Raw genomic sequence first — 13,456 nt, 5'->3', positions numbered from 1 at the left:
CAGCTATACGACTTGGGTCAGGCTATACTACTTGGGTCAGAATGAGAGCCTGCTGTTTTATCTACGTTTCACTTCATGCATAAGATTCCTGTTACGGTAATCACCGGGTTTTTAGGGGCGGGCAAAACAACTCTGGTGCGCCATCTACTCCAGAATCCTCAAGGACGAAGAATCGCAGTTTTGGTGAATGAATTTGGTGAGGTCGGCATTGATGGCGACCTTCTGCGATCGTGCCAGGTTTGCCCAGATGAAGACGGGAGCGATCGCTCCTCAAGCTCAAGCCCCGATCTCAACCCCGATCTCAACATTGTCGAACTCACGAACGGCTGTCTTTGCTGCACCGTTCAGGAGGAGTTCCTGCCCGTCATGCAGGAGTTGCTAAAGCGGCGCGACCAGATTGACTGCATTTTGATCGAAACTTCAGGGCTGGCGCTACCCAAGCCGCTGGTGCAAGCCTTTCGCTGGCCTGAGATTCGTACCAGCGCCACAGTCGATGGGGTGATTACAGTCGTGGACTGCGAGGCTCTGGCGCGGGGAGAGCTGGTCGGCGATCTGGATGCCCTGCAAACCCAACGCCAAGCCGACCCCAATTTAGAACATGAAACGCCGATCGAGGAGCTGTTTGAAGACCAGCTAGCCTGTGCCGATTTGGTATTGCTGACGAAGGGCGATCGCCTCGATCTAGCTGCCCAAGACAAAGTGCAGTCTTGGCTGCGGCAAGAGCTGCGTCCCGGCATCAAAATCCTGCCCTGCCATCAAGGCGAGGTAAATCCAGATGTGCTGTTGGGCTTTAATGCTGCGGTGGAGGAAAATCTAGAGAGCCGTCCTAGCCACCATGACACTGAGGAAGAGCATGAGCATGATGACGACATCAACTCAGTACAATTCGTGGTGGATGCCGCCTTTGAGCCGACGAGTTTGGTAAAACGGCTGCAACTGCTCGTGCAGCAGCAGGAAATCTACCGGATCAAGGGATTCGTCTCAGTGCCCCATAAGCCGATGCGATTAGTGTTGCAGGGCGTAGGCGATCGCTTTGACTATTTTTACGATCGTCCCTGGCAGCCAGACGAAGTTCGTCAGACCCGACTGGTGCTGATCGGACAGGGGCTGGATCAAACTCAGATCACTACCGAGCTGCTGGCTGTGAGCTAGTCCTGTGAGCGAATCGAAGAACTCAGCAAGCCGTGATTGGCGTAGGCGGTAAGCTATTCTGGGGCGTGCGTTCTGTCCGTTACACCTAAAGACAGGCAATGAAGAAGTTGTTGAGTTGCTAGATAATGCCTTATGATAGTGGAGCGCAATCTAAGGGCGGATGGCGGAATTGGTAGACGCACCACACTCAAAATGTGGCGCCGAGAGGCGTAAGAGTTCGAGTCTCTTCCCGCCCATAGCTGATAATTTGACTGAATAGCTTAGGCGGTAAAGCCTGAGCTATTTCTGTTCTTAAGTGAAAAATTCTGCTTCACCCGGTTTGGGGATGGCAGAGGGCGATCGCCAAAGTTATGATTGTCGTACAGCATAAATATGAGGTCAATAGTTTTATGGCTCAGCGGCTCAAGCGGTGGGAATCCCCTCGCAACGAGGGCAGAAATGATAAGGGTCGAGGCGGCAGCGCCAGACAGCGGCAGAAGCAAAAGCAGATGAGAATGCTGAAACAGAAGCTAAAGCAGCAGAACGATCTCGGAGGCAATAGAAATGCCGAAGGCGGCAAGAAAAAAGAGGAGAGAACCCTGGTTCTCTCCTCTTTTTTATAGGTTCTTGTGAATAGCGCGATCGCTAGTGGTGGTGATGCTCACCGTGGGAGTGCCCATGCCCATGGTCGTGATCGTGGGAGTGCCCGTGATCGTGAGCGTGCTGGGCTTGGGCGATCGCCAAACTTGGATTTACCGCCAATGCCTGCTCAGACAACAGCGCCTCAATGTGTTCATCCGCCCAATCTGCCGCCATGTGTAGGAAGTCGTGACTGTCGTTGACGCAGGGCATCTGCACATAGGTGATGTCCGGACGCTTGCGCCGCAGGTTGTGAATAATGTGATCCACATCTAGCAGCGTTTCATGATTTTCGGTGGCAAAGCCGATCGGCATAAATACTAGCGCCGTTGCCCCCAAATCAATCAGGTTTCTTGCCGCTAGATCAGCATTCGGCTGTGTCCATTCAATCAGTGGCGTTTGGTGATTGAGCCAGCCGACCGAAATCAGCGGATAGCGGTTGATCAGCTTCTCACGAACTCGCTCGTACAATGCCTGACTTTCGTCAATGCCAGAGGTAAAGCCCTTCGCTTTATGAGGACAGCCGTGATTCATCAAAACGATCGCCGTTTGGGAAGGCAGATGCGCCACCGCCAAATCTTTGACGATTTTCTGATGCACTATGTCCGCCATCAGATCAATATAGGCTGGCTCATTATAAAAAGAGGGAATGTAGCGAATGCCTTTGACCCAATGCTCAGCGCCATTCCATAGCTTTGACAAAGCTTTGTTGACCTGCTCGACCGCGATGCCGCTCGTAAAGATCGAGTCTACGACCAGCAAGGGATAAATCAGCAGCTTGTCGAATCCTTCGGCTTGCACTTGAGTTAAAACTTGCTCTGGCAAGAAGGGCGCACAGAAGTTAAAGGCCTTGAAAACTTTGATGCGATCGCCCCATTTTTCCTTCAAATGAGCCTCAATGCCTTCCCGCTGCTGCTCAAAAATGGCGTTGTGGGGTGAAATGAAGTTGCCATGCTGGTGCCCCCACTCGTGCAGGTCAAAGACAGCCAGCAATTTTGCTAGAGGAGGGTAGACCCAGGTTGGCACCGGGGCAAACTTTGCGGTCAGCAGGTTGAGTGCCTGCTCGTTATAGTTGGCAAAATCTTCGTAGCTTTCCACTTCGCCATAGCCCATCAGCAGCACGGCAACGCGATCAGCTCCTGCGTCGGAGGCTGAAGCCTGGGGTTCTTGAAATTGCAGTTTTTCTGGGGTTGCGACCACGGTTTAACCTCTGTTTCTACGCTATTTTCTGCGTCATTATGTAGGGTAGAGCAGCAGTTCAAGCCTCACTCTGTTTCTCAAGGATAACATCCCCCCATAGGGGATATTCTGTTATAGGAAACATTCTCGAAACTTTGCGTTAAAAAAAGGCGCTAAATTGCCCGCGATCGCGTTGCCCAAACAACGAAAGAGAATCTCTGCCAGTTTCTCAATACTCAATCCCTCAGCATTCGATCACATTAACGGCTAGTCCACCCTGAGAAGTTTCTTTATATTTCACATGCATATCGGCACCCGTTTCCTTCATCGTCTTGATAACTTTATCGAGGGTGACAAAGTGACTGCCGTTTCCTTGCAATGCCATCCGGGCTGCATTAATTGCCTTCACGGATGCCATGGCATTCCGTTCAATACAAGGAATTTGCACCAGTCCACCGACTGGATCGCAGGTCAGCCCTAAGTTGTGTTCCATGCCAATCTCCGCTGCATGTTCGACTTGCTGCGGGCTACCACCGAGAACTTCCGTCAGTGCCCCAGCCGCCATTGAGCAAGCTACCCCCACCTCTCCTTGGCAGCCAACATCTGCCCCCGAAATTGAGGCGTTCTGCTTGTAGAGTAGGGCGATCGCTCCTGCCGTCAGCAAAAACCGCACTACGCCATCAGAATTTGCATCTTGACAAAAGCGTGTGTAGTAGTGCAAAACGGCTGGAATGATTCCCGCCGCGCCGTTAGTTGGCGCAGTCACCACCCTACCCCCAGCAGCATTTTCTTCATTGACAGCTAGAGCATACAAATTCACCCAATCCAAAATGCTCAATGGATCTTGCAGCACAGGACTTGGCGGTTGCCTCAAGTTTTGTAGGCTCAAGTTTTGTAGGCTCAAGCTACGATACAAATCTGGCGCGCGCCGCTTGACTTTTAAGCCACCGGGCAAAATTCCTTCAGTGGTACAGCCCCGATCGACACAATCCTGCATTACATCCCAGATCCTTAGCAGCGCCTGTCGCACTGCCGCCTGAGATTGCCAAATGGCTTCGTTTTCCAACATTAGCTGGCTAATGGATAAATGGTGCTGCTGACATAGATTTAGTAGCTCAGCTGCTGTCTGAAAGGGATAGGGCAAGATATTGTCTGCTAGAGGCGTCGGATGGTGAATTGCCTCTTCGTTCACCACAAAACCACCGCCGATCGAATAGTAGGTTTTCTGAGCCATGTCGTGACCTGCTGAGCCATAGGCAGTAAAGCGCATACCGTTGGGGTGGTAGGGGAGCGATCGCCCGCAAAACACCAGATGTTCTGACTCTCGAAATTCAATAGTCTGCTGTTTTAGCAAAGATAGGCGCTCAGTGCTACGGATGCGCTGGATATTCATCTCAATGGCTGCTGGATTAACCTGATCAGGAACTTCCCCTTCCAAACCCAGCAATACTGCGATATCACTGCCATGTCCTCGTCCAGTAGCACCTAATGATCCAAAGAGTTCTACCCGAATGAATTCGACTTGTGGCAATTGTCCAGCATGGAGTAACCCTGTTGCAAATTGCAGCGCTGCCCGCATGGGGCCAACTGTATGTGAGCTGGAAGGCCCAATTCCTACCTTGAACAGATCAAAAACGCTGATCGCCATCAAAATTCCTGCCTAATGCTGAACTCACCCAGTAACCCGGATTTGGAAGGTTTTTGTTGTGAGGTGAGCGAAGCTCACCTCACAACAAAAACCTTCCGACTTTGCACTCTCAACTACTGCGAAGTTAATCACTGAGATAGCTCTGATTGTAGGTGTAAAAGTTCTTAGAGCCGCCTGTAAACTGCATTGCCTTTATGGCTGTCGCCAGCTTCCTCAGAACATTTTTGGTGGAGTGCTTCGCGCTCCACCAAAAATTTCCCTGTCCTAACCGCCTTGGCGGTTGCCACAACTTAGAAATCACTCCATGGCATATCGAGATATCAGCGTTACGCTGTCTGCACAAGACCATCAGGAGATTTAGAGAAGCGATCGCCTGAACTGGTTGGCTTCAAAAACGACTACGACCTACCACAACCTTAATGAATATTGAAATGCTGCTAAACTGACAGAACAGATGGCTGATACCTTGCTAGCTGTGGGAAGCGAGGCAATAAGCAGCGAACATTTATCGGGGAAAAGAAGATGTCTAAAGAGAAAAAAGGCAACAAAGAGACCAAAAAGCCAAAGGGAGAGGCTGGATCTAAAAAAGAGAAGAAAGATCCCAAGCGATATGACGGTATGGGGGGCAGGTAGTGTCGAGCTGCTCGACCTTCAGTTACCTCTAAGGCTAGAAGGGGCAGATCTGCCCCTTTCAAATCACATCAACCCTACAGAGTTTCAATCATCTCTGATTTGGAAAACCTCACCTTAGCCAGCTCGGCATATTTGTCGTCGTCTGCCCGATAGCCCGCTGCGCAAGCTACCACTGTGGCAAATCCTTTTTGGGGAAGTCCCAGTACCGAATCGTACTTGGCAGGATCGATTCCCTCCATGGGGCAGGTGTCAACGTTTAGCAGAGCGGCACAGGTCATGAAATTACCCAGTGCAATGTAGGCTTGTCGGGCTGCCCATTCATTGGCTTGGAGGCTGCGTGCGCCATAAATCACGTCACTGACTATGACGTTACGATAGCCCGCTATAGATTCTGTAGAGACATTGCGTACTTCAGCGGTGCGAGCCACAAAGCGATCGACATCCTCGGTCGTCAGATTTTTGCGGATGGTGAACACCACATAGTGAGAGCAGTCGGTCACCTGCGCCTGATTCCAGGAAAGCGGTCTTAGCTGTGCTTTCAGGTCTGCACTGGTGATGACCAAAAACTTCCAGGGTTGCAGCCCGTAGGAAGAGGGCGTTAGCACGAGGGAATCTTCAAGCGCTGCCCAGATTTCTGGTGAAATCACCTGGGCAGGGTCAAATTTTTTGGTTGCGTAGCGCCAGTTGAGATGTTCCAGCAAGTCTGTTGTTGTGGTGGGAGTCATAAGTAGAAGGAATAATTCGGACTCTGTTTGACCCTGTTGATCATACTGCACAGGATTTAAGCCGTCTGTGTTGGCAACTATAGAATTGACAATTATGGCTGTCGCCCGTTTGGTTAGGGTGGTCGCTATATTGCCAATCCTCAGTGGATCGCAAGGCTTACACTCGATCCCCCCAACCCTCTTAAAAAGAGGGCTTCAGAACTCAAAGTTCCCCTTCTTGAGGGAGATCGAGGGGGATCAGACACAAGCATTTTTAGCGTGAGCATTGGTTTGCGATCTACTGACCCTACTCAAGCAGACTGAACTAAGCTATGTCTGAGTGCGTACTAATCCATGAATAATCTCATGCCTGAATGGGTCTTACCGCCTGAAAACTTAGCTCTTTTATCCAATGAAGTTCATGTCTGGCAAGCTTCCCTGCGTCAGCCTCCAGAACAGGTTGAACGTCTGGCAAAACTTCTATCAGTCGAGGAGCAGGACAGAGCTGCCCGGTTTCGGCGGGAGCGCGATCGCCTCCACTTCATTAGCGGACGCGGCTTGCTTCGCGAGATGTTAGGGCGCTACTTGGCGATCGCTCCCGCTCAGATTCAGTTTGGCTATGGCGATCACGGCAAGCCTTTTGTCGTTTCTGCGCCTGAGCTGAAGCTCACCGATCTCCAGTTTAATATGTCCCATGGGCATGAGCTGGCGCTGTATGCCATTGGTCGCGATCGCCCTGTGGGGATTGATGTGGAATATGTTCGTCGTCCTGTCGCCGATTTGGAGCAGTTGACGCAACGATTTTTCTCTAAACGAGAACATGCGACGCTACTAGCTTTGCCGCCCCATCAAAGAGTCAAGACATTTTTTCGCGGCTGGACTTGTAAAGAGGCTTATCTCAAGGCGATCGGAACTGGGTTGACTGAACTAGATCAGGTTGAAGTGGCTCTGACCCCCGACATCCCCCCTAAACTCATTCTTAGTTCTGACTCAACAGGCTGGTGGCTTCACATTCTAGAACCACAGCCTGACTATACGGCAGCACTGGTAGCTGCGATCGCTGAGCCAAGCCAGCCCCCCCATCTGCACTATTGGCGAATAGGCAGCGAATAGGTGGTAGTCCTCAAAATGTAATGATTTTTTAGGGGGTGGGCTTCGCCCACCCCCTAAAAAATCATTACATGAATACCAGTACCGAATAAGTTTCTAAATTGGCAAGATCGCAAACTTTTCAAAAGTCATGGTTGCCGGAAGTGTAAGCGTTTTCCCAAGGTGTATGATGAGAGAGCTTAATTTTTAGAAAGATTTGCTGTAGGAGACTTTCCGATGCTGACTCTTAAGATTGTTGTTTATATCGTTGTTGCATTTTTCTTGGGGCTATTTGTTTTCGGATTTCTGTCAAACGATCCGGCTCGTAACCCTAACCGCCGGGATCTTGAATAGGAAGCTTGCTCTCAGGTCATAGGTCTATCATCAGATACCTGTTAGCTCCTGAGTCAGTGTTGAGGACGGCTAAAGGTCTGAATTTGGGCTGTCCGTCTGTCGTATTTCGATTAGAGTATGCCCTATTCGGTTCCACCGCCTCTACCTCCAGTCGTCAACCTTCTGTCGTCTGAGAAAGTATCTTCACCTGTTCATGCCAGTCCTCATCCCGCCGCAAAGGCTGAGCCAGAGTTCAGCAGATCTGTGGGTGGCTCTGAATTAAGCGATCGCTCCAGCCCTGCGTTGCCCGTGGAGTCCTCTCAGGCGGCTGCTCTGGGTCAGCCCCTTCAGATCAGCCTAGCAAATGCCCCTGAGTCGCTACCTGAACAGGAGGGTAAGGCAAAGCTTTCGGAGGGGCAAGGGTTCATGCTGGCTCAGAGGCAGAGTAGCGTCAAGCTGCCAGAAATTAGCGCCTTGGCGCGAAACGCGATCGCTGGTTCGGATGCTGCTTCAAGGCGATCGATCAATCTTGTCCAAGCCTTTAGATCGGCTCCACTACCTGAAGTTCGATCAAGGGGAGGGGCGGCGATCGCGCAGGCTGGAACGCTGCAAGACGAGCAGTCTATCGATCAGTCGTTGCCTTTTCCGCCACCCGATCCCCTGCCTACGCCTACGCAGACTACGCCCATACCCACGCAGCCTGCCCCCCAGCCTCCAGTTCCCAACACTCCGGCTCCATCGGCTCCCACAGATGGACAGATTCTGACGATTCCGACCCAGCCACAAGCTCCTCCACAAACTCCTCCACAAGACCCTCCGCAACCTCCTGCGGGTGTCCCTGAAGCCGCTCCAGACGGTCAGCCGCCTGCTGCCCCGGTGACTGAAGTGATTGAGCTGAACGCCGATCGCCAGGAGTATGAACAGCAGCAGCAGGTGTTCACGGCAGAAGGGAATGCCGTCATGCGGTTTCGTCAGGCGGTTTTATCTGCCGATCGCATTCAGGTGAATTTGCCTAACCGAATTGCGGTGGCGGAGGGCAACGTGACCCTGACTCGTGGACAGCAGGTTCTGAAGGGTCAGCGCTTTGAGTACAACTTTGTTCAGGGTGACGGCACGGTGTTTGCGGCATCGGGAGAGCTAAATGTGCCTGCCGCCACCACCGACTTTTCGACCGCGCCGCCGCTGCCCGGAGCGATCGTTCCCGGACAGTCGGTGGGCAACCAGGTGAGTGCGGGTCAGCCGCTCCAGGTTACGGGTAGCGCAGGAGGCATCACCTTTGGCGCATCGGGAGGCGGTCAGCCAAACAGCAGCGGCTTAGCGGGACAAATTAACCGTTTGCGCTATGAGGCTGAGCGGGTGGACTTTACGCCAGAGGGTGGGGTGGCAACCAATGTGCGGCTTACCAATGATCCCTTCTCGCCTCCAGAACTCGAAATTCGCACTCCCCAGCTCACCTTTAGCCGCCTGACTCAAACAACGAGCCTCTTGCGCGCGCGCAACCCGCGAGTAGTGTTTGATCGCGGTCTTTCGCTGCCGCTGTTTCGCAACAGCGTTGTGTTTGGTAGACAGCGCAGCAGTTCGGGTTTGGTGCAGTTTGGATTTGACCAAGACGAGCGGGGCGGCTTCTTTATCGAACGACCGTTTGAAGTGATTGCGACTCCGACTGTGCAATTCACCCTCACGCCGCAAATTTTGCTGCAACGCGCCTACGACAACGGCGATTTCTTGGGCGGTTCGGCTTTTGGATTGCGATCGATCTTCACCGCCAACCTCAGCCCCACAACTCTGTTCGCAGGGGAAGCCTCACTCACTAGCCTCGACCTGGGAGAAGTGGACAGCAACCTTCGAGCCAATGTTGGCGTTGAGCAGCAGATTTGGAACCATCGCCTGTCGGTAGGCTACACGTTCCGCGATCGCCTGTTTAATGGCTCCTTGGGCTTTCGGAATGTGCAAAGTAACTTGGGCATTGTCCTCAGTTCGCCCCAAGTCCGTTTGGGCAATACGCAAATTAATCTCACCTATCAGGCAGGTGTGCAGTTCTTAAATTCTGAGGTTGATGCAGACAATCCTCTTTTGCCACCGTTGCCACGCGCCAATAACCGGATCAATTTGACCCGCTACCAGGTTACTGCCAACCTCAACCGCACCTTTTATCTGTGGATTGGCACTGCGCTACCCCCAACCGCAGATGCAGGATTGCGCTTCACTCCCAACCCTGTGGTTCCTTACTTGGCGATAGATACTTCCCTAAGAGGCACAGCCAGTCTTTATAGCAATGGTGATACTCAGAATAGCCTGACGGGTACGATCGGGCTTTCGGGGCAGTTTGGGAATTTCTCGCGTCGTGCGTTTGATTACACGGCTTTCCGGATTGCCTATTCTCAGACGGTGCTAGATGGCAAGTCGCCTTTCTTGTTCGATCGCATTGAAGATGAGCAGGTGTTGACTTTGGGCTTTACCCAGCAGATTGTGGGACCGATTAGGTTTGGGGTGCAAACCTCTCTCAGCCTAGATCAAGGGCGCACGATTGATACGATCTACACGCTGGAATACAGTCGGCGCACCTATGCCCTTGCTCTTAGCTTCAGCCCGATTCGCAATGCGGCGGGTATAACGCTTCGCATCAGCGACTTCAACTGGTTTGGCGATCCGGGGAGGTTTTCAGGAATTGGTGCCCCTCCGGTTTCCAACGGCGTTCAGCCTTCTAATTAGGTTTTCTCTAACTAGGCTTCTCTAACTAGACTCTCTCTAAAAAGGCAGCGCATTCCACATGGGGGGTTTGGGGGAAGAAGTCTGCGGGACGAACTCGCGTGATGCGATAGCTCTGGCTCAGCAGCTTGAGGTCGCGCGCCAAGGTTGAGGAATTGCAGCTTACGTAAACAATGCGATCGGGCAGGATGCTGAGTAAGGTGGCAATGACGCTTGGATCGCAGCCTTTGCGGGGCGGATCGAGCAGCACAATATCTGGGTGAACCTCTAGCTGAGGCAGCAGAGCCTCAACGGTGCCAACTTGAAAGGTGACATTAGTAATGCCGTTCAATGCCGCATTCACCTGAGCCTGTTCGACGGCTTCGGGTTGCACCTCTAAAGCGATCGCCGCTTTGAGAAACTTTGCCAACGGCAGGGTCATTGTGCCAATGCCACAGTAGGCATCGACCAGCACTTCGTGACCTTGTAGATTTAGCTCAGACTCGATCGCCTTGAGCAACCCTTCTGCCTGTTCGGTGTTCACCTGAAAGAAGGTGTTGGGCTGAATTTGAAACTTCAGTCCGGCAAATTCTTCGGTCAAGTAGCCTTGTCCAATAATGCACTGCGTCTCTGCCCCAAAGATGGCGTTAGTGCGATCGGGATTCAAGTTTAAACAAATGCCCACCAGCTCAGGATATTTTGTCATCCAGGTTTGAGCCTGTTCTTCTAACCCGATGAGATTTCCTTCTTTCGTCACCAGCGTCATCAGCACTTCACCTGTCCGTCGCCCCACCCGCAAGCTCAAGTGGCGCAATTTGCCGCGATGTTTGGCTTCGTCATAGATACCCCAGCCGCGCTCCTGGATGTCTTGCTTGATCTGCGCCAAGAAAGGATTGAAGCGATCGTCTTGAATGGGGCACTGGTTGAGGTTAATCAACTGATGGCTGCCCTTCTGGTAGTAGCCCGCCTGAACTTGCCCAGTTGCCGATCGCATCAGCGGATAGGTCGTCTTGTTGCGATAGCCCAGCGGTGCAGAGATGGCCAAGACTGAATCAATGGGGATGTCGGCAAAGCCGCCGATACGTTCTAGATCTTGAATAATTAGGTTGCGCTTTGCCTGGAGCTGAAAGTTGTAATCGACATGCTGCCACTGACAGCCGCCACACTTGTCGGCAACAATGCAGCCCGGTCGCACCCGATGCTCTGAGGCTTCTAAGACTTCCTGTAGCTTGCCGTAGGCATACTGAGGCTTGACTCGCATCAATCGTACCCGAACGCGATCGCCTGGAACGGTGTCTGGCACAAATACAACCCTGCCTTCCCAACGCCCAACGCCATCGCCATTGTTGCTTAGGTCAGCGATCGCGATCTCTAGTAGCTGCCCCTGCTGCCATTCGGATGGCAATTCAGATTGTAATGTTTCGGTTTCCATACTCTCAATCCTACTCCCCTAGCTCCATTGCTGACTATTAGGCAGTTCGTTGACTCCATAGGGTGGATTGCTTAAGCGAAATTAGGAAAGGCTGAAGCAGAATTGATAAAGCCTTAAGCAAAATCAGGAAACGAGTTAGCAAAATCAGGAAACGAGTTAGCAAAATCAGAAAACGAGTTAGCAAAATTAAGCAAGGCTTGAGCAAAATCAGGAAACAAGTCAGCAAAATTAAGCAAGGCTGAAGCAAAACCAATCAGCGCTTTGGCGATCGCTGTGAAAGGGTGTTTGAAAAGTGTCAATGACTATCCAAACTGCCCCCACATTCCCCAATTCTGGGGGACTGTGAACAAGAATTGAGTCGAAAGCTTCCTGAAACTGTGGGGTTGGGGAGCAAAGGCGGAACATTTGAATCTTTCCAGATATCTTTATAAGGGCTAGAGCGATCGCTAGATTGCTTCTGGAGCTTAGCCGGGAGGGGGGAGTGAAATCTCGATATGACTCCTTATTGCTTGAGCTTAGACTAAGGCTACGCAATGTACAACTTTCCTGAAACACCGTAGAAACAGCCCTCACCCTAGCCCTCTCCCAGCAGATGATGAAATTCAGCGCTGGTTGTGGGAGTCCAAAGATCTCAGTAGTGTTGTCTGATAAGCTTGACCCTATCAGCAGCGATGAGTGAATCTATAGCTCAGCGTAATATGCCCATGCACACCGATCGCAGAGAGCCGATTGGTTGTAATGGAGCAGTGATACTGGTGCGGGTAAAGGTGATGTTAAGTGGTACGGAGTTAGATGAATGAATGATGGTCTAGTTTCCATAAAAAAGATAACCAAGAAGGTGCTTCCCTCTCCTCTCCTTCAGATTCTGCGAAGAGCGCTTGGCAAAGATGATCCATCTCGCTACGCTTCGCTTCCTCGATATAAGGGCAGATCTGAAACAGTGTTGCAGTGCTGCATTTCCTATAACAGACATGGGGGCTACTGTGTACCGTTGTCATCTCTTCATCGACCCGCCACACAGAAGATTTTATCGGGTAGAGTCTGGGAACCTAAAACCATTGAGTTCATAACAAGTCATTGTGGATCAGGTGACGTTATCCACGCAGGCACCTATTTTGGCGACTTTGTCCCGGCGCTCTCTAGAAAATGTTCTCCTCATGCAAAAATTTGGGCATTTGAACCCCATCCAGAAAGCCATCAATGCGCGCTGATTACGATCGCCCTCAACAGCCTCCGCAATGTGGAGCTTATCAATGCTGGTTTAGGTTCTCAACAAAGTTCTATGTCGCTGGTGGTCGCTGACCAAGCGGGTCAATCGTTTGGAGGAGGCAGCAAACTCGCCGAATCAGAGGATGACTTTGTGGGTCAGGCGATTGAAGTGAAAATCTTAAGAATAGATGATGTTATTCCTCCTGATAGAAACGTATCAATTATACAGTTGGATGTGGAAGGCTTTGAACAACAGGCACTAGAAGGGGCGATCGCAACTATTAAGAGGTGCAAACCCATACTTATCCTAGAAAGTCTTCCCCATGAAGATTGGCTATCTGCAAATCTTCTCCCGATTGGATACAAGATCACGGGGAAGATTCATGCTAATTCAATCCTTTCGATTTCTTAGTTTTCAGCACAGTAATTTCTCCAGCCGCCCTCAAGTTGAGCATTAGCTGAATTAGAAAAACTCAGCTAATGCTCAAGCTTGGCGCTCTCAAACTCAATTGGAGCTTCCATACAATTAGATCTTGCTCAAGCAAAATTTGTACATCAAAGCTCAAAATCAACATTTACTTGAGCAAAATCTAGTTTTGTTCAAGCAAAACCTGTGAACAAGAACTCAAAATCAGCTTTGCCCTAAAAACTGGGTGAGTAGCGGAGGGCTGATGCTCAATTTGGTTCAGCCCTTCGCTACCTCTATTCAATCGATCGCCTTCCCTTAGCCGTTGGTGGGTCGATGCTGAGTGATTCTGGTAAAAAAACGCT

The 13,456-nt window shown here is 51.2% G+C and carries 12 protein-coding genes and 1 tRNA gene; 8 read left to right on the top strand and 5 right to left on the bottom strand.

The window, feature by feature from the left end:
* The first annotated feature begins 75 nt into the window (after positions 1 to 75).
* The 3 genes from cobW (at position 76) to AC5JMP_RS00360 (ending at position 1,754) form a co-directional block, all read left to right on the top strand.
* Positions 76 to 1,152 carry a cobalamin biosynthesis protein CobW gene (gene cobW, locus AC5JMP_RS00370; protein WP_495849428.1) on the top strand — a complete coding sequence of 359 codons (1,077 nt, stop codon included), beginning with the start codon at positions 76 to 78 and terminating at the stop codon, positions 1,150 to 1,152.
* 154 nt (positions 1,153 to 1,306) lie between these two features.
* Positions 1,307 to 1,388: transfer RNA gene (locus tag AC5JMP_RS00365), tRNA-Leu, on the top strand.
* A 153-nt stretch (positions 1,389 to 1,541) separates the two neighbouring features.
* Positions 1,542 to 1,754, top strand: coding sequence for a hypothetical protein (locus AC5JMP_RS00360; RefSeq protein ID WP_495849441.1), 213 nt, complete (start codon positions 1,542 to 1,544; stop codon positions 1,752 to 1,754).
* A gap of 22 nt (positions 1,755 to 1,776) precedes the next feature.
* Here the strand turns inward: AC5JMP_RS00360 and AC5JMP_RS00355 are convergent, their stop codons facing one another.
* From AC5JMP_RS00355 to AC5JMP_RS00345, 3 genes are all read right to left on the bottom strand, one after another.
* Positions 1,777 to 2,970 (bottom strand): ferrochelatase, encoded by a 1,194-nt coding sequence (locus tag AC5JMP_RS00355; RefSeq protein ID WP_495849427.1) that lies wholly within the window; start codon positions 2,968 to 2,970, stop codon positions 1,777 to 1,779.
* Positions 2,971 to 3,193: 223 nt separating this feature from the next.
* The gene (locus tag AC5JMP_RS00350) at positions 3,194 to 4,597 is read right to left on the bottom strand and encodes an L-serine ammonia-lyase (protein ID WP_495849426.1); all 1,404 of its coding nucleotides are present in this window, start codon (positions 4,595 to 4,597) and stop codon (positions 3,194 to 3,196) included.
* Positions 4,598 to 5,304: 707 nt separating this feature from the next.
* A complete protein-coding gene (locus tag AC5JMP_RS00345; RefSeq protein ID WP_495849425.1) occupies positions 5,305 to 5,955 on the bottom strand; it encodes an NAD(P)H-dependent oxidoreductase in 651 nt (216 codons plus the stop codon).
* A 333-nt stretch (positions 5,956 to 6,288) separates the two neighbouring features.
* On the opposite strand from AC5JMP_RS00345, the gene AC5JMP_RS00340 reads away from it, so the two are divergent.
* From AC5JMP_RS00340 to AC5JMP_RS00330, 3 genes are all read left to right on the top strand, one after another.
* Positions 6,289 to 7,047, top strand: coding sequence for a 4'-phosphopantetheinyl transferase family protein (locus AC5JMP_RS00340; protein ID WP_495849424.1), 759 nt, complete (start codon positions 6,289 to 6,291; stop codon positions 7,045 to 7,047).
* Between the two features lie 213 nt (positions 7,048 to 7,260).
* A complete protein-coding gene (locus tag AC5JMP_RS00335) occupies positions 7,261 to 7,377 on the top strand; it encodes a photosystem II reaction center protein I (RefSeq protein WP_495849423.1) in 117 nt (38 codons plus the stop codon).
* Positions 7,378 to 7,494: 117 nt separating this feature from the next.
* Positions 7,495 to 10,068: a DUF3769 domain-containing protein gene (locus tag AC5JMP_RS00330; protein ID WP_495849422.1), complete on the top strand. Its 2,574-nt coding sequence runs from the start codon at positions 7,495 to 7,497 to the stop codon at positions 10,066 to 10,068.
* Between the two features lie 25 nt (positions 10,069 to 10,093).
* On the opposite strand, the gene rlmD is transcribed toward AC5JMP_RS00330, so the two are convergent.
* The gene (rlmD, locus tag AC5JMP_RS00325) at positions 10,094 to 11,476 is read right to left on the bottom strand and encodes a 23S rRNA (uracil(1939)-C(5))-methyltransferase RlmD (RefSeq protein ID WP_495849421.1); all 1,383 of its coding nucleotides are present in this window, start codon (positions 11,474 to 11,476) and stop codon (positions 10,094 to 10,096) included.
* 113 nt (positions 11,477 to 11,589) lie between these two features.
* Entirely contained in the window at positions 11,590 to 11,775 is a 186-nt protein-coding gene (locus AC5JMP_RS00320) for a hypothetical protein (RefSeq protein WP_495849420.1), read from the bottom strand.
* Positions 11,776 to 12,147: 372 nt separating this feature from the next.
* On the opposite strand from AC5JMP_RS00320, the gene AC5JMP_RS00315 reads away from it, so the two are divergent.
* Together AC5JMP_RS00315 and AC5JMP_RS00310 are read left to right on the top strand one after the other, a co-directional pair.
* Entirely contained in the window at positions 12,148 to 12,276 is a 129-nt protein-coding gene (locus AC5JMP_RS00315; RefSeq protein ID WP_495849419.1) for a hypothetical protein, read from the top strand.
* Positions 12,273 to 13,097, top strand: coding sequence for an FkbM family methyltransferase (locus AC5JMP_RS00310; RefSeq protein WP_495849418.1), 825 nt, complete (start codon positions 12,273 to 12,275; stop codon positions 13,095 to 13,097). The genes AC5JMP_RS00315 and AC5JMP_RS00310 overlap by 4 nt, the downstream gene beginning before the upstream one ends.
* Positions 13,098 to 13,456 lie beyond the last annotated feature (359 nt).

The organism is Drouetiella sp. (assembly GCF_059504425.1).
This window is presented reverse-complemented; position numbering and strand designations above follow the sequence as displayed.

Coding starts and splice junctions, on each gene's coding strand:
- AC5JMP_RS00330 (WP_495849422.1), top strand. CDS start 7,495: ATGCCCTATTCGGTTCCACCGCCTCTACCTCCAGTCGTCAACCTTCTG.
- AC5JMP_RS00335 (WP_495849423.1), top strand. CDS start 7,261: ATGCTGACTCTTAAGATTGTTGTTTATATCGTTGTTGCATTTTTCTTG.
- AC5JMP_RS00310 (WP_495849418.1), top strand. CDS start 12,273: ATGAATGATGGTCTAGTTTCCATAAAAAAGATAACCAAGAAGGTGCTT.
- AC5JMP_RS00315 (WP_495849419.1), top strand. CDS start 12,148: ATGAGTGAATCTATAGCTCAGCGTAATATGCCCATGCACACCGATCGC.
- AC5JMP_RS00350 (WP_495849426.1), bottom strand. CDS start 4,597: ATGGCGATCAGCGTTTTTGATCTGTTCAAGGTAGGAATTGGGCCTTCC.
- AC5JMP_RS00360 (WP_495849441.1), top strand. CDS start 1,542: ATGGCTCAGCGGCTCAAGCGGTGGGAATCCCCTCGCAACGAGGGCAGA.
- cobW (WP_495849428.1), top strand. CDS start 76: ATGCATAAGATTCCTGTTACGGTAATCACCGGGTTTTTAGGGGCGGGC.
- AC5JMP_RS00340 (WP_495849424.1), top strand. CDS start 6,289: ATGAATAATCTCATGCCTGAATGGGTCTTACCGCCTGAAAACTTAGCT.
- rlmD (WP_495849421.1), bottom strand. CDS start 11,476: ATGGAAACCGAAACATTACAATCTGAATTGCCATCCGAATGGCAGCAG.
- AC5JMP_RS00345 (WP_495849425.1), bottom strand. CDS start 5,955: ATGACTCCCACCACAACAACAGACTTGCTGGAACATCTCAACTGGCGC.